At 71.5% G+C, this 19921-nt stretch carries 23 protein-coding genes; 6 read left to right on the top strand and 17 right to left on the bottom strand.

Going from position 1 to position 19921, the window contains the following annotated elements:
• On the bottom strand, window positions 1–372 hold a 372-nt coding region (locus tag IEZ03_RS09975; RefSeq protein ID WP_189241179.1), incomplete at its 3' end, for a helix-turn-helix domain-containing protein.
• A gap of 110 nt (window positions 373–482) precedes the next feature.
• On the opposite strand from IEZ03_RS09975, the gene IEZ03_RS09970 reads away from it, so the two are divergent.
• Window positions 483–1247: a TetR/AcrR family transcriptional regulator gene (locus IEZ03_RS09970; protein ID WP_184888906.1), complete on the top strand. Its 765-nt coding sequence runs from the start codon at window positions 483–485 to the stop codon at window positions 1245–1247.
• A 12-nt stretch (window positions 1248–1259) separates the two neighbouring features.
• On the opposite strand, the gene IEZ03_RS09965 is transcribed toward IEZ03_RS09970, so the two are convergent.
• Window positions 1260–1727 (bottom strand): MarR family winged helix-turn-helix transcriptional regulator, encoded by a 468-nt coding sequence (locus tag IEZ03_RS09965; RefSeq protein ID WP_184888909.1) that lies wholly within the window; start codon window positions 1725–1727, stop codon window positions 1260–1262.
• Between the two features lie 84 nt (window positions 1728–1811).
• Here IEZ03_RS09965 and IEZ03_RS09960 point away from each other — a divergent pair, with 84 nt between their 5' ends.
• A complete protein-coding gene (locus IEZ03_RS09960; RefSeq protein WP_184888911.1) occupies window positions 1812–2879 on the top strand; it encodes an amidohydrolase family protein in 1068 nt (355 codons plus the stop codon).
• A gap of 7 nt (window positions 2880–2886) precedes the next feature.
• On the opposite strand, the gene IEZ03_RS09955 is transcribed toward IEZ03_RS09960, so the two are convergent.
• Entirely contained in the window at window positions 2887–3447 is a 561-nt protein-coding gene (locus IEZ03_RS09955; RefSeq protein ID WP_184888913.1) for a DUF6817 domain-containing protein, read from the bottom strand.
• Window positions 3448–3654: 207 nt separating this feature from the next.
• On the opposite strand from IEZ03_RS09955, the gene IEZ03_RS09950 reads away from it, so the two are divergent.
• Complete coding sequence (locus IEZ03_RS09950; RefSeq protein WP_184888915.1) at window positions 3655–4554, top strand: LysR family transcriptional regulator; 900 nt, start codon at window positions 3655–3657, stop codon at window positions 4552–4554.
• Between the two features lie 81 nt (window positions 4555–4635).
• Here the strand turns inward: IEZ03_RS09950 and IEZ03_RS09945 are convergent, their stop codons facing one another.
• Window positions 4636–4989 (bottom strand): cupin domain-containing protein, encoded by a 354-nt coding sequence (locus IEZ03_RS09945; RefSeq protein WP_132048880.1) that lies wholly within the window; start codon window positions 4987–4989, stop codon window positions 4636–4638.
• Between the two features lie 189 nt (window positions 4990–5178).
• On the bottom strand, window positions 5179–6240 hold the full coding sequence (locus IEZ03_RS09940; protein ID WP_221480893.1) for a zinc-binding dehydrogenase: 1062 nt from the start codon (window positions 6238–6240) through the stop codon (window positions 5179–5181).
• A 212-nt stretch (window positions 6241–6452) separates the two neighbouring features.
• On the opposite strand from IEZ03_RS09940, the gene IEZ03_RS09935 reads away from it, so the two are divergent.
• The gene (locus IEZ03_RS09935; RefSeq protein WP_229808177.1) at window positions 6453–7202 is read left to right on the top strand and encodes a serine hydrolase domain-containing protein; all 750 of its coding nucleotides are present in this window, start codon (window positions 6453–6455) and stop codon (window positions 7200–7202) included.
• A gap of 34 nt (window positions 7203–7236) precedes the next feature.
• Here the strand turns inward: IEZ03_RS09935 and IEZ03_RS09930 are convergent, their stop codons facing one another.
• Together IEZ03_RS09930 and IEZ03_RS09925 are read right to left on the bottom strand one after the other, a co-directional pair.
• On the bottom strand, window positions 7237–7449 hold the full coding sequence (locus IEZ03_RS09930; protein WP_184888919.1) for a DUF397 domain-containing protein: 213 nt from the start codon (window positions 7447–7449) through the stop codon (window positions 7237–7239).
• Window positions 7446–8264: a helix-turn-helix domain-containing protein gene (locus IEZ03_RS09925; RefSeq protein WP_184888922.1), complete on the bottom strand. Its 819-nt coding sequence runs from the start codon at window positions 8262–8264 to the stop codon at window positions 7446–7448. The genes IEZ03_RS09930 and IEZ03_RS09925 overlap by 4 nt, the downstream gene beginning before the upstream one ends.
• Window positions 8265–8416: 152 nt before the next feature.
• Here IEZ03_RS09925 and IEZ03_RS09920 point away from each other — a divergent pair, with 152 nt between their 5' ends.
• Window positions 8417–8647 carry a hypothetical protein gene (locus tag IEZ03_RS09920; RefSeq protein WP_184888924.1) on the top strand — a complete coding sequence of 77 codons (231 nt, stop codon included), beginning with the start codon at window positions 8417–8419 and terminating at the stop codon, window positions 8645–8647.
• Window positions 8648–8748: 101 nt separating this feature from the next.
• Complete coding sequence (locus IEZ03_RS09915; protein WP_184888926.1) at window positions 8749–9051, top strand: hypothetical protein; 303 nt, start codon at window positions 8749–8751, stop codon at window positions 9049–9051.
• Window positions 9052–9131: 80 nt separating this feature from the next.
• Here IEZ03_RS09915 and IEZ03_RS09910 read toward each other — a convergent pair whose 3' ends face one another.
• The 10 genes from IEZ03_RS09910 to IEZ03_RS09865 form a co-directional block, all read right to left on the bottom strand.
• On the bottom strand, window positions 9132–9542 hold the full coding sequence (locus IEZ03_RS09910) for a hypothetical protein (protein WP_184888927.1): 411 nt from the start codon (window positions 9540–9542) through the stop codon (window positions 9132–9134).
• 277 nt (window positions 9543–9819) lie between these two features.
• A complete protein-coding gene (locus IEZ03_RS09905; protein WP_184888929.1) occupies window positions 9820–10293 on the bottom strand; it encodes a hypothetical protein in 474 nt (157 codons plus the stop codon).
• Window positions 10294–10595: 302 nt separating this feature from the next.
• Complete coding sequence (locus IEZ03_RS09900) at window positions 10596–10814, bottom strand: hypothetical protein (protein ID WP_184888931.1); 219 nt, start codon at window positions 10812–10814, stop codon at window positions 10596–10598.
• Between the two features lie 158 nt (window positions 10815–10972).
• Window positions 10973–12241 (bottom strand): thymidine phosphorylase, encoded by a 1269-nt coding sequence (locus IEZ03_RS09895; protein WP_184888933.1) that lies wholly within the window; start codon window positions 12239–12241, stop codon window positions 10973–10975.
• Between the two features lie 4 nt (window positions 12242–12245).
• Window positions 12246–12650, bottom strand: coding sequence for a cytidine deaminase (locus tag IEZ03_RS09890; RefSeq protein WP_131984409.1), 405 nt, complete (start codon window positions 12648–12650; stop codon window positions 12246–12248).
• A gap of 48 nt (window positions 12651–12698) precedes the next feature.
• Window positions 12699–14054: an ABC transporter permease gene (locus IEZ03_RS09885; protein ID WP_184888935.1), complete on the bottom strand. Its 1356-nt coding sequence runs from the start codon at window positions 14052–14054 to the stop codon at window positions 12699–12701.
• On the bottom strand, window positions 14051–15364 hold the full coding sequence (locus IEZ03_RS09880) for an ABC transporter permease (protein WP_221480894.1): 1314 nt from the start codon (window positions 15362–15364) through the stop codon (window positions 14051–14053). The genes IEZ03_RS09885 and IEZ03_RS09880 overlap by 4 nt, the downstream gene beginning before the upstream one ends.
• Complete coding sequence (locus tag IEZ03_RS09875) at window positions 15361–16899, bottom strand: ABC transporter ATP-binding protein (RefSeq protein WP_184888937.1); 1539 nt, start codon at window positions 16897–16899, stop codon at window positions 15361–15363. Before IEZ03_RS09875 ends, IEZ03_RS09880 begins: the two co-directional genes overlap by 4 nt.
• 233 nt (window positions 16900–17132) lie before the next feature.
• Complete coding sequence (locus IEZ03_RS09870) at window positions 17133–18164, bottom strand: BMP family lipoprotein (RefSeq protein ID WP_184888939.1); 1032 nt, start codon at window positions 18162–18164, stop codon at window positions 17133–17135.
• Window positions 18165–18433: 269 nt separating this feature from the next.
• On the bottom strand, window positions 18434–19726 hold the full coding sequence (locus tag IEZ03_RS09865; protein WP_417281502.1) for a M20 family metallopeptidase: 1293 nt from the start codon (window positions 19724–19726) through the stop codon (window positions 18434–18436).
• Window positions 19727–19921: the final 195 nt, after the last annotated feature.

The raw sequence follows: 19921 nt of genomic DNA, 5'->3' as shown, positions 1-19921 counted from the left end.
GACCTTGCGGGACACGCGCCGCACATCCCATTGCCTGCCGCGCCGACCGACGATCCGGAATCCCTCGTGCCGTCCGGCTTTGCGCCATGTCGGCCGCCGGTGCGTCCCTGTGAAGAAGTTCGCCATGGCCTGCGCGAAATCGCGCAGGGCCTGCTGCTGCACCGTCTGCGAACCGGCCGCCAGCCACGGGTTGGCGGCGCGGGCCCCGGTCAACTGGCGGGCCTGCGCGACATACCCCGGTGCGGGGCCTCGGCTCGGCGTCCACCAGGCGTGCTGTTCCACGGCCAGGTTCCACACGAACCGGGCATGTCCGCAGTGCTCCAGCAGCCCCGCCTCCTGGACGGGGGTCGGGCACAGCCGGTACCGGGACACGCCCGCAACATACCGACCGCCACCGACAAAGCCCGGAGAGTCACCGTGCCGTCTCGCTCCCCGTTCCCTCCCCGCCCTCAAGGACGGGGCCTCCACGCTATAGGCAGCCGATGACCAAGGAGCCCGACGGCCGCGACCTGAACCTCAGCCTGAAGCTGCTGTGGGGCGGCCGGACCCGGCCGCAGCGGGGCCGGCCGCCGACGCTCAGCCTCGGCCGGATCGTCGCGGCGGCCGTCGAGGTCGCCGACGAGCTCTCGCTCACCGAGGGGCTCGAAGCGCTGTCCATGCGCTCCATCGCGACCCATCTCGGCGTCGGGACGATGTCGCTCTACCGCTACGTCCCGGGCAGGAGCGAGCTGCTGGACCTCATGCTCGACCACGTCATCGAGGTCCCGGAGACCGACCCCGGCGACGACCACGGCTGGCGCGAGATCCTGACGGACGCGGCGCACCACCACTGGAAGCTGTGCATGGACCACCCCTGGTACCCGTTCGTGGACCAGAGCCGCCCGCTCCTCGGTCCGAACAGCATGCGCGGCCTCGACCGGCTGTTCCGCCTGCTGCGCCCCACGGGCCTCGACGACCGGACGCTGATGATGATGATCGGCGTCCAGGGCGACTACGTGGACGGCCTCGCACGCGGCTACATCAACGAGCGCCGGGCCGAACGCCGCACGGGCGTCAGCAACGAGGACTTCTGGCGGGCACAGGAGCCGACCCTCGTCGAGGCCATGAACAGCGGCAGGTTCCCCACCATGGCCGCCCTCTCGGAGAGCACCTTCGACTTCACACACGAGCAGCTCTTCGAGTTCGGCCTGGCCCGCCTCCACGACGGCTTCGCCACCTTCATCGACCGCGGCGCCCGCCCGTCCTGAGCCGCCGGCGCGTCAGGCGGTGTGCTCGGCGAGGCGGCGGAGCAGGGTCACGAGCCGCTCGCGTTCGGCCTTGCTGAAGGGGCCGAAGATGCTCTCGCCCACCTGCTCGGCGACGCCCCGCGCCTCCGCGAGGGTCTGCTCTCCCCTGGGCGTCAGCACGATCGCGTAGGCGCGCCGGTCGTGCGGCACGCGCTCGCGGGAGACCAGGCCGCCGTGCTCCAGCTCGTCGATGAGCCGGACCATCGTGGACTTGTCGATGCCGATGCGCCCGATCAGGTCGCGCTGGCTGACCGGGCCGTACATCGGCAGCGCGACCAGGACGGTGAACCGCCGGACGTCGATGCCCAGCGGGCGCAGCGCCTCGTTCATCCGCTCCCGGCTCTGGTTGTGGGCCTTGGCCAGCAGCATGCCCATCCCGGCCTGATCGGCGGCGCGGCCGCCCTCCCCGGACAGGAGGCGTTCGAGCAGGTCCTCCAGCATGGGGACCACTCTAGTAGCACCTGATATAGTCTCAGATGAGATTATCTCGCGTGGGCGGCACCTCGCGATCGACAGGAGACGTTCATGTCCGATCTCACCCGGCGGCGCACCCTCAAGCTGGCCGCCGCGACCGGCGTGGCCGCGGCCGCCGCGGCCGTGCCGCTCCAGGGGCGCGACGCCGCCGCGAGCCCGCGCCGCCCCTCGTACGGACGGATCGACACCCACCACCACGCCGTCCCGCCCAAGATGCGGCAGTGGGCGGTGGAGCAGGGCATCATCCCGCCGGACGACGTCCCCCGGTGGGCCCAGTGGACCCTGGAGGAGACGCTCGCGACCATGGAGGCCAACGGCATCGCCATGGGCGTGGCCTCCGCCCCCGTACCGCCCGAGATATTCGCCGACCGCGAGGCCGCCGAGTCGGGCGTCCGCGTGTGCAACGAGTCGCTGGCGGAACTGGTGCGCGACAACCCCGCCCGGTTCGGCTTCTTCGCCAACGTCGCCATGCTCCACCCGGACCTGGCGCTTGAGCAGGTCGCGTACGCGCTGGACGAGCTGGGCGCCGCCGGGGTGCTGCTCACCACGTCGGCCGGCGGACGCTACCTCGGCGACCGGACGTTCGACCCGCTGCTGGCCGAGCTCGACCGCCGCGGCGCCGTCGTGTTCACCCACCCCTTCGCACCCCAGGGGATAGTCGAGGTCCCCGAGGTCGGCGAGTGGCTCGGCGACTTCCTGCTCGACACCACCCGCACCGCGCTCAGCCTCATCGCCTCCGGGGCCATGGACCGCTACCGGAGGCTGTCGGTGATCCTGTCCCACGGGGGCGGGTTCCTGCCGTACATGGCCGGCCGCGCCGAGCGCTGGGGCCGGGAGGACGGCGGCCCCGACCCGCAGAAGTTCCGGCGGGCGCTCCGCCGCTTCTACTACGACACGGCGCTCCCCATGTCCCCGTACGCCACCCCGACCCTGATCGGCGCGGTCGGCGCCGAACGGGTCCTGTTCGGCACCGACTGGCCCGCCAACTCCGCCGGCGAGGTGGGCATCAACACCGCGGACTTCGACCGCGACCCCGGTCTCGACCGCCGCGCGCACCGGGCGATCTCCCGCGACAACGCCCTGCGCCTCCTCCCCGGCCTCGCGAGACACCGCCGATGACGCGCACCTAGCGCCCCGCGGCCGGCCGCCCGGCCCAGGTCTTCGCGAAGGCTCGGACGGCGCGGCCGGCCGCCGGGCTGAGCAGCGGGCGCCAGGTCGCGAACAGGGCGGTCAGGGCTTCGCCATGCGCGACCCGCAGGGCGGGGGATGCGGCGAGGACGTCCAGTTCGTTGGCCACGGTGAGTTCGGCGAAGTCGCGGCGCCGCTCCTGGGACGGGCGGTGGACGGCGCCGGTGAAGCGGTCGGTGAACGGCCCGCCGGCCGAGGCAAGGTGCGGATACGTCCGGGAACGGTCGCAACTGGCGTACAGGTAGACCAGCGCCTCGGCCTCCGCCCCGATGACGTCGGTCAGCTCGCCGCGCCGGTTTGGATCGCCCAGGGCCTCGGCGAAGCCGTCGGTTCCGTAGAACGCGTGGCACAGGCCCGCCAGCCGAAGCTCAGGACGTGCTCCCCACTCGCCGAGCGTCGCGTGCACGCGGCGCAGATGCGCGTAGAGCGTGCCGCCTGGATGCTTTAGCCGGTCCGCTCCCCGTGCGAGGAGGAGTCCGGCCGCGGAATCGGTCGGCATGGGCGCACCTCCCCGTTGGTCGGCACCCGTCCGCCTTCCCGATCGTCGTCCGCCGTATGTCCCGGGTCACCGGCGGCGGCGCCGGGTGCCGCGGACGGGTTGCCGCCGCGTTCGGACCAGCCGGCCCGTCCGCTCAGCCTGGCGCCCGGACACCCTCCAGTCAATTCTTGGATTTGCTTAGGCAACTCCAACCGTTAACTTGGGTCGGTGACGCTCGACGATCTCCGGGTCTTCATCGCCGTGTGCGAGACCCGAAACCTCAGCGCGGTCGCCCGGACGCTCTCCTGCAGCCAGTCGGCCGTCAGCCAGCACGTCCGGCGGCTCGAACGCGAGCTGGGGCTCACGCTGATCGAGCGGCGGCCCCGCGGGGTCTCGCCGACGGACGCGGGCCGCATCCTGTACCAGGCGGCGCTCGGCGGCATCACCGGCCTCGACTCCGCCGTCCGCCACCTGCGCGAACTCCGCGACGGGGACGGCGGGACCGTGAAGGTCACCACCGGCGGCGTGACCGTCCGGCACTTCATGCCGGACGCCATCACCGCGTTCCGCGACCGCCATCCCGAGGCGACGCTGGACTTCCAGTCCGCCCACTCCACCCGCCGCTGCCTGGAACTCCTGCAGAACGGGCAGGCGGACCTGGCCTGGATCACGCTGGGAGAGCCGGCTCCCGGCGTCCAGCAGCGGCCGGTCATCGACCTTCCGTGGGTGCTGGTGGTCAACGCCCGTGACCCGCTCGCGGGGAGAGAGACCATCGATCCGAGCGACCTGCGTTCGATCCGCTACATCGCGCATCCGGCGAACTCGGCCTCGCACCGGCGCCTCGCGGAGAACTTCGTGCGGCTCGGCTGCACGCCCGAACGAACCGTCGGGGTGGCCGACTGGGACACCGCGGTCCTGCTCGCCGAACTCGGCGTCGGCCACGCCGTGCTGCCCGCACTGCCCAGGCTCGCGCTCTCCCCGGCCGCGCCCGTGCGGGCCGTCCCCATTCCGGCGCTGTCCCCCATCACGGTCGGCTGGGCGGCCCGTCAATGGGACGCGCTGAGCCCGCTCGCCACCGAGTTCGCCGAACTCGTCACCGCCGACCAGGCCCGGCTCGGCACGGAGTAGATCGGGACCCGGTAGACCCCTCAAAACGCGCGCGGGGGCGGCCCGTTTGAGACGACGGGCCGCCGTCCCCCGCGCCGGGCCCTACGCCTTCGCGTAGTCGCCGATGCCGCCGGCGAAGTCGAGTACGACGGCCGGCTCGTCGCCGACGACCCAGGCGTCATGGCCGGGCTCGACCACGAACACGTCTCCGGCGTCGACCTCCGCCTCGGCGCCGTCCCGCATGCGGATGCGCAGGCGGCCTTGGATGACGTACCCGTTGTGGTGGACTTCGCAGAGCTCGGTGCCCGCGATGTCCTTGACCGACTCCGTCCAGCGCCAGCCGGGCTCGAACGTCGCCTTACCGAAGACCAGGCCCGTCATGTTGACGATCTCCAGGTGCCCCATCGGGAAATCCCGCCGGTCGTCCGGCTTCTCGATGCTCTTGACTTCCGTCATGTTCGGCCTCCCGTTTCACCATCGTGGCCGCGCCGCCGCTGCGGCCGCTTCCACTCGACAAATGTGTTCTCGGGTCTCGCCGCCGGACATGAGCCCGTGCATCGCCGCACAGTACGCCCTATTTCCAGTCGAACACCGGCCCCGCCCACCGGTCAATGCCGCCGAGGCAAAGCCGCTCGGCACCGCCGGCTACGGGGTGATCACGATCTTGCCGATGTGCGTGCCGCGGCGGAACTCGGCCTGCGCGTCATGGATGTCGCGCAGCCGGTACCCGGCCGCGATCCGCGGGCGCAGGACACCGCCGCGGGCCAGCTTCGCCAGCTCCGCGAAGTGGGCGGGGGTGTGCATCGAGGAGCCGATGAGGCTGAGGTTGTGCAGGTAGAGGCGCCGCAGGTCGAAGGGGACCACGGCCCCGGCGACGGCGCCGGCGATGACCCAGCGGCCGCCGTCGCGCAGCTCGGGCAGCACGCGCTCCAGCCAGGGGCCGCCCGCCACGTCCGCGACGGCGTCCAGCCCGCCGGGCGCCGCCGCGCGCAGCTCGCGGTGCAGCCCGGCGGGATCCGCGTCCCGGGAGATGACCGCCGCGGCCCCGGCCTCCCGCAGCGCCGCGGCCTTGGCGCCGCCGGTCAGCGCCACCACCCGCGCGCCGCGCGCCACGGCGAGCTGGACGAGGGCGAACCCGACACCGCCGGACGCGCCCGTGACCAGGACCGATTCGCCCTCCCCGATGCGGGCGCGCTCCAGCATCCCCATCGCCGTGCCGTAGGCGACGGGCAGCGCGGCCAGTTCCTCGTCCGACAGCGGCGAGTCGCCCATGTCGTGGACGCGGTCGGCACCGACCGCGACATAGGTCGCGAACCCGCCGTCCGCCTCGCTGCCGAGGAGCCCGACCGGCACCGCGTCCTCACCCTCGTCCGCGTAGAAGGCGGGATCGACCAGCACCCGGCGGCCCGCCAAGTCCTCCGGGACGCCGGCGCCGACCGCGCTGACGGTACCGGCGATGTCCCCGCCCTGGACCCGGGGAAAGTCGACCGGGCCGCGCCATCCGGCCTTCGCATCGGGACGCCCCGGCAGCCCGTACGCGCCCTCCCGCGTCCAGATGTCGGTGTTGTTCAACGCCGCCGCGCTCACCCGTACGAGCACCTGGCCGGGGCCGGCCTGGGGCACCGGCCAGTCCTCCCGCACTTCGAGAGCGTCCGGCCCGCCGTGCCGGCTCAGCACGGCGGCGGTCATGAACTGATCGCTTCCCATCCGCCCGGTCTGCCCCCGGCCCCGCGTCCCATGCGGATCACGGCTGCGGGAACCGCAGCGACAGGCAGGCCGTCCGCCGGACGACCCGTGACCGCCTCCGGAGAGGGTCCGCAGAACGGCGGGTGTGGTTTTCCGCAGGAGGGTGGGCGGTCGTCCCCATGGGCGCGACGGGGTGCCGCTCCGTAGTTTCCATCCGTGATCAGAATTTCTCGATGGACGGCGTTCGCGGTCGCATCACGGTGCGGCAGGTCCTCCAGCACACCAGCCTGCTTCGCGACTACATGAGCGACCCGGGATGGTCCACGAACCGCTGGCGCGGGACGGAGCGGTTCCGCAGCTACAAGCCCGACCGGCTCCTAGCGCAGGCGTTCCGGATCCCCGCCGAGAATCCCCCGGACGTCACCTGGAAGTACTCCAACACCAACTACGTGGCCGTCGGCCGGCTGATCGAGAGGCTGACCGGACGACCGTACGGGAAGGAGGTGGAACGACGCGTCCTGCACCCACTCCGCCTGACCCAGACACTCGTCCCCGGCAACCGACCCGGCCTCCCCCGCCCACACGCACACGGCTACGCACTGCTGCCGGACGGACGCACCGTGGACGCGACCCGCATGAACCCGTCCCTGGACTGGGCGGCGGGCGAAATGATCTCCACCACCCGGGACCTCGGCCGTTTCCTCGACGCCCTGCTCGGAGGCCGACTCCTGTCCCCCGCGACCCTCACCGCGATGCGCACCACGCACCCCATCGACGCCGGCTTCGCCTACGGCCTGGGCCTCCAGGAGTACCCACTGCCCTGCGGCAAGAGCATGACCGGACACAGCGGCCAGCTCATCGGCTACACGACCTACGCGCTCCGCTCCGACGACGGCCGCCAGATGAACCTGTCGATCAACCTCGGCCCCAAGCCACCGACGACCGAAGCCCTCTACGCCCTAGCGAGCAAGGTCTTCTGCTGAAACTAACCGTGGGCGGCCACCAGGCCGCTCACGGCTAACGCTCCAGGTCGTACTCGGACGCCTTCACACGCCCGGCGAACACCCGCCAAGCCGCAGCACCGAACGCCAGACGCGGACCGTCCGGGTCCTTGGAGTCACGCACGGCCACCGCAGGCGCGAGAGCCGCAACCTCCACGCACTCGCCGCCCTGGTGCCCACTGCGACTGCTCTTCCGCCATTGGATGCCCGCCAGGTCTGAGGTGCTCATAGCCGCTCCATCGCGTCTTGGATCATGGCCAACGACTCTTCGGCGGAGAGCGTGTGACCCTGGACCAAGTCCCACGTTACGGCTTGCAGCGCGACCCTGTCTCGCTGCTTCAACAGGGTCCCCTCTCCCGAAGACTCCGTGTAGGCGATTTCCGGCCCGTCCTCAAAACTGAGGAGGATAAAGCTCCCAGTCAGCCCTGCGTGATATCCCGCGTCGTACGGGACGATCTGCAATTGACTCCTTTCACGTCGCCCTACTTCCAGCAGATAGGCAAGTTGGTCATGCATGACCTCCTTGCCGCCCACCTTCCGACGGATGACGCTCTCGTCCAATATGAGGAATGTATGCGGTGGATCTTCCCGCTCGAAGATCGACTTCCGCTCCATCCGCTCGGTGACGAGCTTCCCCGTAGCCGATCCCATGGTCGTACTAATGATCTTGGTTGCGTAGGCTTCCGTCTGGAAGAGTCCGCTGATCAGGTTGGTGCTGAAGACGCGGATGTGGTTGGCCTTCTCCTCGTAGCCGAGGTACTCCGGGAAGCCCGGCGGCAGGACGCTGAGGTGGCGCGTTTCGTTGATTCGCTCCCATAGGCGGTAGAACAGGCCGTCCACCTGGAAGAAGGTGTCGAGGGCGTTGGCGAATTCTTCGGACGGCAGGTTCTTGCACAGCTCGACCTGACCGACGTAGGAGTCGGCGAAGCCGAGCTTCTCTGCGAGGTCCTTCTTGCTGAGGCCGGCCTGCTTTCGGCGCCATTCGAGTTCCTTCGCGAAAGTGACGATGGCGGGTCCGTCGTAGGGCTCGGATCGGGCGGGCATCACGACCTCCGGGGGGCTGCACCCGTATGGCGGGTGCGGATGATCTTGCCTGCGGTGCATTGCTGGTGGTGTTCGGTCGGTTTCTCAGAGTAGTCGAACGTGTGAGTGTGGTCACACCAAATGGCGAGTGGGGCCGAGTTAGAGGGAACTCGATGGACACGCAGATGCTGGTGGATGAGCGGGAGTTGGAGCGGCTGCGGGCCGACTTCGACGGGTGGCGGATCTGGCGGGCCGTCAAGCAGGACGGGCGGCTCGGTGAGTGGGTCGCGAGCCTGCATGACCCGCGCGTGGGCGTCGAGCCGACCCTGATGTATCCCACGGCGCCGCTGCTGCGGGCCGCCCTGCTCCGGCAGGCCGAGAAGGCACGGGCCAGGAACCGGTGATCTGGCGGTGGCGCGGTCGCCATCGTCCTTGAAGCGCGGCGCGGCCGGTGGACGTCCCCCGGGTCCACCGGCCTCGTCGTCCCATGGAAAGAGGGTGTCTCATGGGCATGCAGGTCCACAGCCACGCGGTCTCGGCGCCGTCCAACGAAAGGCGTGTGCACCTGGACGCGCTGCGGGCGGCGATCGATACACGGCGGGAGCTGGCGTGCGGGATGGTCGAGCGGCGCGGCATGACCTGGGTGAGCGTCGTCGGGGTCGGCGGGGCACGGCGCCCGGTCGAGGTCGGGTGCGACTACGTCCGGTCAGCGTGGTGGTTCACCTGGGACGACGGGCGGCCGATCGTCCCCGCGCGGGACGTCCACCGGGCCGTTGACGTGCTCACGCGTGAACTGCTGACGCCGTGAGCGGTCAGGCCGGGGCGCATGACGGGGCGGCGGTGTCGAGTGCGGGCACCGCCGCCCTCAGCCGTCGTGTGCCGGTGCGGCTACTTCCACTCGAATACCTTGGTCTCGGTCTTGCCGCTGGCGTCCGCGTCGTATTCGAAGACGGCGGCGATCTTGTTCAGGCGCGCGAACGTGCCGGAGGCGCCCCGGTAGAAGATCGCGCCGCGGAACGAGGTCGCGCCGTCGTTCAGCAACTCTCCGACTCCCATGCCCGTCCAGATGACGGTCTCGCCGCCGCCGGACATCGTGCAGCCCTGGCCTTCACCGCGCAGGACGCCGTCGGCGCCGAGGACCGATACGTACGTCCCCATGTCCACGACCTCTTCGTCGAGAAGCCGGCCGCGGGTCTCGAAGGAGACCTCGACCCTCGCTTCCCCCTGCTCGGTCGGCGGCAGCACGCGCGTCCCCGTGACCTGCCCGGTGTCATGGCCCAATTGCTCCCCCAAAGCCATCTTCATCTCCCCCTATCCGGATGGCTTATTTCCAGTCGAACACCGGCCCGGTTCACCGGTCAATGTCGTCGGGGCGTGCGGAAGTCACCCTTGTTCCCCACTCTTCGGCAAGAGGGATCTCCGTTGGCGACGGCGTGGCAATCCCGGCCAAAGACCCAAGGGCGCCACCGGCCGCGGTCGTGAGTACCGCGGCCGGGGCGGCCTCAGGGCGACGGGGGTCAGGAGATGGAGATCAAGCCGTTTCTGAGCCCCTAGCAAGCGCGGCCCGCACTGAGGCTCAGCGGCTCGGGAACGGCAGCAGATCGGCGTGTCTGACGACGTAGTCGCCCCTGGTGACCGGGGCGAAGGCCGCGGGGCCCATGCAGGTACCGGCCCTGCCCTCGCCCCAGGTGCCCTCCTCGTCCTGGTCACCGTTGACGACCGACCAGGAGAAGCCCATCCGGTCATGCCGGCCGTCGTGGACGCTGAAGCCGAGCCGCTTGCCGATCCGGTCCTTGATCGGCTCATCGGCATGGGTGACGACCGCGGTGAGCGTGGCGTTTCCGGGGCTGGTCACGAGGCAGTCGACCCGGGCCCGCGACCGCACGGTCCACCCCTCCGTCGGGGAGTGGTGGGAGATCTTCACGGTGCCCTCCGCGTCGGTCGGCAGCCCGTCGGGTGCGCCCGTCTTGGGCGACGAGTACGGGACGGCGCGGGCATCGAAGGTGAAGGTGCGCACGTCCTGGTCAGGCCAGTACGTGGACCCCGGCAAGAACCGCGATCCTGGTGGTGCTGAGCATGGGGGGCTCCGTTCACTCGGCATCCGGACCCAGGCGGCCCGGCCCCCTCATGCTCCGACCGGGCATCACCCCCGCCCCTCCCCCAAACGGGCCGTCCCGCTCCCCCGCCGGGAGGAACCCCCATACGGCCGTCAGCGTCGCCGGTACGGGGTCGACAACGTCATCGCGGGATCGGGTCGCTCATCAACGACATGGTCACCAACTGGCTCGCGTTCGGGAGGGGGCGCCATCGCCCGTGCTTTGGAGCCGGAGACTCCGGGCGACGACCAGGTGATCAGGCAAGCCAGTCCCCTGATGCGACCTGTTCGCGGGTGTACACCTCGTAACCGGGCGGGGTCCGGCCGGCCTCCAGATACGGCTTGACGCGGTCCGCCTCTCGGTCGGCGAGCCGGGCCGCACGCTCCCAGCGCAACTGCTGGGTCTCCAGCCCTTCCTGCTCGGTGCTCATCGCCACGGGGTCTCGGCCGTTCTCGGCGAAGCGGGGATGTGCCACGCCATGGACAAAGCGGCGTACACGTCACCGAGACGCTTGCGGGCCTCCCTGATCGGATACGACTCCATGCCCGGGTCCTCGTGTGCGTAGCGATACGACTGCAAATTGTGACAGCTTGCGGGCGGACTTGCGCCGTACCGGTGGTACGGGCCCGGAGATCAGGAGATGCGGTCGATCAGTAGGGGGTGGAGGGACGGGGGGCCGCCGATCTCGTACGCGCCTTCCAGGGACTCCAGGGCTCTCGGGAGGCGGGTCTCGTCATCGGTGTGGAGGGTGAGGAGTGGCTGTCCCTCGGTGACCGTGTCGCCCGGCTTGGCGTGGCAGGTGATGCCCGCGCCGAATGAGACCGGGTCCTCCTTGCGGGCGCGGCCCGCGCCGAGGCGCCAGGCGGCCACGCCGACCCCGTAGGCGTCCAGGCGGGTCAGGACGCCGGTGGACGGGGTCGTGACCGTGTGGGTCTCGCGGGCGGTGGGGAGCGGCGCGTCGGGGTCGCCGCCCTGGGCGCTGATCATGCGGCGCCAGACGTCCATGGCGGAGCCGTCCTTGAGCGCGTCGGCCGGGTCCTTGCCGGACAGGCCCGCGGCGGCGAGCATCTCGCGGGCCAGGGCCAGGGTCAGCTCGACCACGTCGGACGGGCCGCCGCCCGCCAGCACCTCGACCGATTCGGCCACCTCTACGGCGTTGCCGACCGCGTTGCCCAGGGGCCGGTCCATGGCGGTCAGGAGCGCGACGGTGCGCAGGCCGTGGTCCTTGCCGATCGCGACCATCGTCTCGGCCAGTTCGCGGGCGTCGTCCGCCGTCTTCATGAACGCGCCCGAGCCGACCTTGACGTCCAGGACGAGCGCGCCCGTCCCCTCCGCGATCTTCTTCGACATGATCGAGGAGGCGATCAGCGGGATCGACTCGACCGTGCCCGTCACGTCGCGGAGGGCGTAGAGCTTGCGGTCGGCGGGGGCGAGGCCGCTGCCCGCCGCGCAGATCACCGCGCCGGCGGAGCGCAGCACGTCCAGCATCTCCGCGTTCGACAGGGACGCCCGCCAGCCGGGGATCGACTCCAGCTTGTCGAGCGTGCCGCCGGTGTGGCCGAGGCCGCGGCCCGACAGCTGCGGGACGGCCGCGCCGCACGCGGCGACCAGCGGTGCCAGCGGGAGGGTGATCTTGTCGCCGACGCCGCCGGTGGAGTGCTTGTCGGTGGTCGGGCGGTCGAGGGCGGACCAGTCCATCCGCTCCCCGGAGCGGATCATCGCCTCGGTCCAGCGGGCCACCTCGGGGCGGGTCATCCCCCGCAGCAGGATCGCCATGGCCAGCGCGGCCATCTGCTCGTCGGCGATCGCGCCGCGGGTGTAGGCGTCCACCGCCCAGTCGATCTGCTCGGGGGTCAGCGCCCCGCCGTCGCGTTTGGCGCGGATGACATCGATGGCGTCCACGTGATCAGGCTCTCTCGATCAGGTCGTCGGGTCCGAAGGCGTCCGGCAGGACGTCCGACATGGGCAGGATGCCGCGGGGCGTCTCCAGCAGCATCGGGGCGCCGCCGTGCTCCCAGAGGAGCTGGCGGCAGCGCCCGCACGGCATCAGCGGGTCCCCGTGCCGGTCGACGACCGCGAGCGCGACCAGCCGGGGGCGTTCCGACTTGCCCGGCCCGTGCAGCGCCGACACGACGGCGCACTCGGCGCAGAGCCCGACACCGTACGAGGCGTTCTCGACGTTGCATCCGGTGATGACGCGGCCGTCGTCCACCAGGGCCGCGGCACCGACCGGGAACCCCGAGTACGGGCAGTACGCACGCGTCATCGCCTCCCGCGCGGCGTCGCGCAGGGCAGGCCAGTCGATCTCCATAAGCCGTACCTTTCTGGGGGGTCGACCCCCAAACCCTCGGCACAAGCCCTAGCGTGCCTCACCGCGCCGGTACCGCAGCCCGTTGGCGGCCGGCATGCGGAGCCGCTGGCTGGCCAGGGCCAGAACGAGCAGCGTCGTGAGGTGCGGCGTGAACGAGACCAGCTCGCCGGGCACCGCCTCGCTCAGCAGGAACCAGGTGAGCAGGGCGAGCGCCGCCACCAGCGACAGGGCGCTGCCGACGTAGGCGTTGCGGACCTCGCGGCGCCCGGCGTCGGTCACGATCTGCGGCCGCAGCCGGCCCGCCCGCACCGCCTGCCAGATCGCGACGCCGACCAGCAGGATCGCGACGAACAGCAGCAGCGCGTGGACGGCCTGCCCGCCGCCGCGCACGTTCATCGCGTCGGTGTAGCCGAACAGCAGCGAACCCGCGGCGAGGCCGCCGGGCCGCCAGTTGCCGAAGATCATGGCGGCGAGGCCGATGAAGCCGCGGCCGTTGGTCTGGCCGTCCTGGTAGAGGGGCGCGGCGACGGTCACGAGGAACGCGCCCGCGAGCCCGGAGAACGCGCCGGAGATCGTGACGGCGGCGTACTTCATCCGGTACACCTTCACGCCGAGCGACTCGGCGGCGTACGGGTCCTCGCCGCAGGAGCGGATCCGCAGCCCGAACGGCGTCCGCCACAGCACCAGGAAGGTGGCCGGCACCAGCAGCAGCGCGACGAGGGTCAGCAGCGACACGCCGCTGGTCAGCCCGCGCAGGATGCCCGCGAAGTCGGAGAGCACGAACCAGTGCCGCTGCTCCAGCGACCCGAGCCAGTCCGGGCTCTGCCAGCCGCCGATCTTCCCGCCGGACAGCACCGGCATGGTCAGCGTCATGATCGAATCGATGGGCGGGGACTGCCTCGGGCCGCCGCCCAGCGCCTTCGCCTCCCCGGTGTTGAACAGCAGCCCGGCGAGGAACTGGGTGAGCCCGAGCCCCAGGATGTTGATCGCGACACCGGACACGATGTGGTCGACGCCGAACGACACGGTGGCGACGGCGTGCAGCAGGCCGCCGAGGGCGCCGCCGAGGATGCCGACCGCCACGCCGATCCACGGACCCCACTGGTAGCCGGCCCAGGCGCCCGTCCACGTCCCGAGGATCATCATGCCCTCGAGACCGATGTTGATCACGCCGGAGCGCTCCGACCAGAGCCCGCCGAGCCCGGCGAGGAAGATCGGCACGGCGAGGCGCAGCGCGGCGCTGACCGTCCCGCTGGACGTCACCGGCTCCGCGTCGTCGATGATGCGGACCAGCGACAGCAGCACCAGCAGCCCGGACGCGATCAGCATGTAGTGCGGCCAGCGCAGCCGGCGCCCGCCGTTGGCGGGCTTCCGCACGGCCGCCGTCTCGGTCGCGACGCTCATGAACTGCTCCCCGTGGACTCGCGGGCCAGGTCGTGGCCGGTGGCCAGTTCGGTGGCGACGGCGCGCTGCTGCAACCGGATCTCCCAGCGGCGGACGAGCTCGTACACGATGACGACGGTCAGCACGACCACGCCCTGCATGACCCCGACGATCTCCTTCGGCACGTCGACCGACTGGAGGACGTCGGAGGTCTGGTCGAGGAACGCGAACAGCAGCGCGGCGAGCGCGATGCCCACCGGGTGGTTGCGGCCGAGCAGCGCGATCGTGATGCCGGTGAAGCCGAGCCCGGCCGGGAAGTTCAGCGAGTACTCGTGGGAGGCGCCGAGCAGCTCCGGCATCCCGATCAGCCCGGCCACCATGCCGGACGCGACCATCGTGTAGACGATCATCCGGCGGGCGCTGACCCCGCTGGCCTGCGCCGCCGACGGGGACAGCCCCGAGATCCGCAGGTCGAACCCGAACCTGGTGCGGTTGATCACGACCCAGAACACGATGCCGACGACGATCGCGAGCGGCAGCAGCCCGTACACCTGGCCGGGCAGGTCGATCCCGATCGCGGACAGCATGCCGTTCAGCGGCCCGACGCGCCCGTCCTCCGGGATCTCGGGGGTCGCGACGTTGTTGCTGCCCGGCCGGACCTCGGCGAGCCGCTGGTCGTTGAGCAGGTACGCGATCAGCCCGGTCGCGATCGCGTTCAGCATGATCGTGGACAGCACCTCGCTGACCCCGCGGGTCACCTTCAGCACCCCGGCGATCGCGGCCCACAGCCCGCCGACCGCCATCGCCGCGACGATCACGAGCAGCTGCCCGAGCGGCGCGGGCAGCGTCAGCGCCCCGCCGAGCACCGCGGCCATGAACGCGGCGAGCCGGTACTGGCCGTCCACGCCGATGTTCAGCAGCGCCATCCGGAACCCGATCGCCACCGCGACCGCGGACAGGTAGTAGCGGGTGGCGCGGTTGACGATGTCGACGATCGAGTTCTCGGTGGTGCCGTAGTCGATCATCGCCTGGATCGAGCTGAACGGGTCGGCGCCGGTGATCCGCAGCAGGATCATCGTGATGACCAGCGAGATCGCCAGCGCGAGCAGCGGCGCCCCGATCTTCAGCGCCAGCCCGGTCGGGCCGAGGCCCCGCAGGATCGCCTTCCACGCCGGGACGACTTCGGGGCCCGGGGCGGCGGTCTTCGCCGGCTCCGGCTCGGCGCCGTCGTCGGCCTTCGGGCCGTCCGGCTCCCGGGCGCCCTTCGGGTCGCCGTCCTGCGGGTCGCCGTCCTTCGGGCCGTCGTTCGGGCCGTCGTTCGGGCCGCTCATGACCCGGCTCCGGCACCGGTCATCGCGGAGCCGAGCTCCTCGGGGGTGACGGTCCGCGGATCGACCTCCGCGACCAGCCGTCCCCGCAGGATCACGTGCAGGGTGTCGGACATACCGATGAGTTCCTCAAGGTCTGCGCTGATCAGCAGCACGGCCAGCCCGTTCGCGCGGGCCTGCCGCAGGTACTCCCAGATGGCGGCCTGGGCGCCGACGTCGATGCCGCGGGTGGGGTGCGCGGCGATCAGCAGGCTCGGCTCGCCGGACATCTCCCGGCCGACGATGAGCTTCTGCTGGTTGCCGCCCGACAGCGCGGCGGCGGGCACCTCGATCCCCGGGGTCCGCACGTCGTACTCGCGGACGATCCGGGTGGTGTCGCGGCGGGCGCCGCGCCGGTCGACCCAGGGGCCGCGGACGTTGGGCCGCTGGGTCTGGTGGCCCAGCATCCGGTTCTCCCAGAGCGTCCCCTCCAGGACGAGCCCGTGCCGGTGCCGGTCCTCGGGGATGTAGGAGATCCCGGCCTCGCGGCGGCGCCGGGTGCTCCAGTGGGTGATGTCCGTGCCGCCGAACTCGATGGACCCGGCGTCCGCGGACCGGATCCCCATGATCGTCTCGATGAGCTCGGTCTGCCCGTTGCCCTCGACGCCCGCCAGCCCGACGATCTCGCCGCGGCGGATGCGCAGCCCGACGCCGTCCACCACGGGACGGCCCTCGGGGGTCAGCACCGTCAGCCCGCCGACCTCCAGCTGGACGTCCTCGGTGACGGTGGACTCGCGCAGCTCCGGGGTCGGCAGCTCCGACCCGACCATCAGCTCGGCGAGCCGCCGGGAGGTGACCTCCGCCGGGTCGAGCCGGGTCGCGACCGTGGTACCGCGCCGGATCACCGAGATCGTGTCGGCGACGGCCAGCACCTCGTCCAGCTTGTGCGAGATGAACAGCACGGTCAGGCCCTCGGCGCGCAGCTCCCGCAGGTTGCCGAACAGCTCGTCGACCTCCTGCGGGACGAGCACCGCGGTCGGCTCGTCCAGGATCAGCACGCGGGCGCCCCGGTAGAGCACCTTCAGGATCTCCACGCGCTGCCGCTCGCCGACGCCGAGCTTCTCGACCCGCACGTCGGGATCGACGCGCAGCCCGTACGCCCGCGACATCTCGGTGATCTTGGCGCGGGCGGCGGCGAAGTCGATGCGGCCCTTGCGCCACCCCTTGGCGCGGGGTTCGGCGCCGAGGATGACGTTCTCCAGCACGGTCAGGTTGTCGGCCAGCTTGAAGTGCTGGTGGACCATGCCGATGCCGCGGCCGATCGCGTCGGCCGGGGTGCGGAAGGAGACCTGCTCCCCCGCGACCTCGATGGTCCCCTCGTCCGGCCGCTGCATCCCGTAGAGGATCTTCATCAGCGTGGACTTGCCGGCGCCGTTCTCACCGCAGAGCGCGTGCACCTCGCCGCGTTCGATCGTGAGGTTGACGTCCCGGTTGGCCACCACACCGGGGAACCGCTTGGTGATCGATGTCAGCCGTACGGCCGGCACCTGGTCGGGCACGGGACCCCTCCTCCTGATCGGCCGGCGCCCCGCCCTGCGGGCGCGCCGCCGGGACGCCACGGAAAGCGGCGCGCCTCCGGCGGTGCCGCGAGCTTGCACGAATTTCCAGAAGCCCGAGGGGACGCGGTCGTGCCACGCGCACCGGACGTCACCGTGCAGGCGACATCCGGTGCGCGGTTACGGCAGGACCGAAACGGCGTCACGGCACCGTGCGGGCGTCCCCCGGCTCAGCGTCAAGGCTTCTCCGGAACCTTGATCTCGCCCGAGATGATCTGAGCCTTCAGCTCCTCCAGCTTGGGCTTGATGTCGTCGACATGGCCCCCGGAGCTGGCGTAGCCGATGCCGTTGCTCTTCAGGTCGTACGTCTTCGAGCCGGCCTCGAACTTGTTCTCGTTGACGCTCTGCACGAAGTCGAAGACCGCCACGTCCACGTTCTTCACCATGGACGTGAGGATCTGCTCCTTCACGCCGGCCACGGCGGGCTGGTTGTACTGGTCGGAGTCGACCCCGATGACCCACTTCTTCGCGGCGCCGACGGTCTTGATGACGCCGATGCCGGCCGCGCCCGCGGCGTGGTAGATGACGTCCGCGCCCGCGTCGAGCTGGCCCTTGGCGGCCTCGTTGCCGAGGCTGGTGTCCTGGAAGCCGTTGAAGTTCGGCGGCTGCGTCAGGTACTTCGCCGGCAGGATCTCGATGTCCGGCTTGACCTTCTTCGCGCCCGCCTCGTAGCCGGCCTGGAACCGCTGGATCAGCGGCACGTTCACGCCGCCGATGAAGCCGATCTTGCCGCTCTCCGACTTCAGCGCGGCGGCGGCGCCGACCAGGTACGAGCCCTCCGCCTCGGCGAAGCACGCCGCGGCGACGTTCGGGCCCTCGACCTTGCAGCCGTCGGCGTCGATGACCAGGAACTTCGTCTCCGGGAAGTCCTTGGCGACCTTGTTGACGGCCGCGGTGTAGGCGAAGCCGACCCCGATGATCGGGTTGTGGCCCTGGTTCGCCATCAGCCGCAGCCGCGACTCCTTGTCGGCGTCCGACTCGTCGGGCTTGGCCGAGATCTCCTCGGTCTCGACGCCGAGCTCCTTCTTGGCCCGGTCGAGCCCGGCGGCGGCCGAGTCGTTGAACGACTGGTCACCGCGGCCGCCGATGTCGAACGCGAGCCCGACCTTCATGGTGTCCTTGTCGCCACCGCCGGTGTCCGCCTCCTGGCCACCGCACGCGGAAGCGGCGAGCGTGAGCGCCGCACCCGTCACGGTGACGAGCGTCATTTTCAGTCCACGGCGCAAGGTTGCGCTCCTTCCGTTCCCCACCCACGGTCCGGGGCCGTAGCGGCCACCGAAATCGATCGGACGCTACCTGGCGAAAGTGGGCAAACCTCCCGCTTGCACCGATTCGCAATCGGTCCGTTACCAATGCGTACGCATATCGCCACAGGTCAACGACGCTGGTCAGCACGGGAACCGGTCACGCGGTGGGACACCCGGGACCGGCGGGGAACGCGGGAAACGGCGGGAGGCGGGGGAGCAAAGGGAGCGGGTCAGGCCAGCGCGGCGCCCTCGATCGCCTCGGGGTCGCCGGGACGGCCGCCCTCCCACAGCGCGGTGAGCGCCGTCGCGCTGAGCACCCGCACGCCGACCGCGACGCACCGCTCGTCGACGTCGAAGTCGCCGCGGTGCAGGTCGTACTCGCCGGGAGACCCGGGGGTGCGGACGCCGAGCCGCGCCAGCGCGCCGGGGATCGACTCCAGGTACCAGCCGAAGTCCTCGCCGCCGAGGCTCTGCGGGGTGGGGACCACGCCCTCCTCGTCGATGACCTGCGCGGCGGCGTCGCGGAACATCTGCACGCTGGCCGCCTCGTTCACGGTCGGCGGGACGCCCCGGACGTACTCCAGGGACGCCTCCACGTCGTAGGCGGCGGCGACCGACTGCAGCAGCGCCTTCATCATCTCCGGGGCCCGGTGCCACGCCTCGTCGTCCAGGCAGCGGACGGTGCCCTCGGCGATCCCGTCGTCGGGGATGGCGTTGGCGACCGAGCCGGCCGAGATCCGGCCCCACACCAGCGACAGGCTGGAGCGCGGGTCGACGCGCCGCGACAGCGCCGACGGCAGCTCGGTGACGATCTTGGCGAGCGCGTACACCAGGTCGGCGGTCAGATGCGGCCTGGCGGTGTGCCCGCCCGGCCCGGTGACCTTCACGTAGACCTTGTCGCAGGCCGCGGTGATCGGCCCGGTGCGCAGCCCGAGCTGGCCGACCTCGATCCGCGGGTCGCAGTGCAGGGCGAACGCGCGGTCGACGCCGGCGATGCCGCCGGCCGCCATCACGTCCAGGGCGCCGCCCGGGGTCTCCTCGGCGGGCTGGAACAGCAGCCGCACCCGGCCGGGCAGCAGCCCCGCCTCGGCCTGCTGCGCGAGGAACAGGCCCGCGCCGAGGACCATCACGGTGTGGACGTCGTGGCCGCACGCGTGCGCGACGCCGGGGACGGTCGACCGGTAGGGGACGTGCTCCTTCTCGTCCTCCAGGGGGAGCGCGTCGATGTCCGCCCGCAGCGCGACCGTGGTGCCGTCCGCCGGCCCGATGTCGCAGAACAGGCCGGTGCCGCGCGGCAGGATCACCGGCTCCAGGCCCGCCGCGCGGAGCCGCTCGGCGATCTTCTTGGTGGTGCGGTGCTCGGCGTAGCCCAGCTCCGGGTGCCGGTGCAGGTCGCGGCGGAACGCGATCAGCTCGTCCTCGTGCGCGGTCAGGAACTCGTCGAGCTGCGGCTTCAGCACGGCGCCGCCGAGCACGTCGGAACCGGCGGACGCGGCGCCGGCGGCCGGGACCCCCGGCACGATCTCGCCGGTGACGGGCCCTTCCGGCCCCGCCGGGGCGTCCTCGCCGGCCGCCAGGTCGTCGGTGACCGGCATGTTCTCGCGCGCCGGAACGATCCTGGAGGCAGCGCCCTGGCCGGGGGGCACCCCGGCGCCGCGGCGTTCGTCCCGGCCCTCGGGGCCCGCCGGCCCCGGGGCGGCGGGTGTTTCAAGGCCGGG

Source organism: Actinomadura livida (genome assembly GCF_014648675.1).
GTDB lineage: Bacteria > Actinomycetota > Actinomycetes > Streptosporangiales > Streptosporangiaceae > Spirillospora > Spirillospora livida.
The sequence above is the reverse complement of the archived record's forward strand: the minus strand, read 5'-3'. Positions and strand labels throughout refer to the sequence as shown.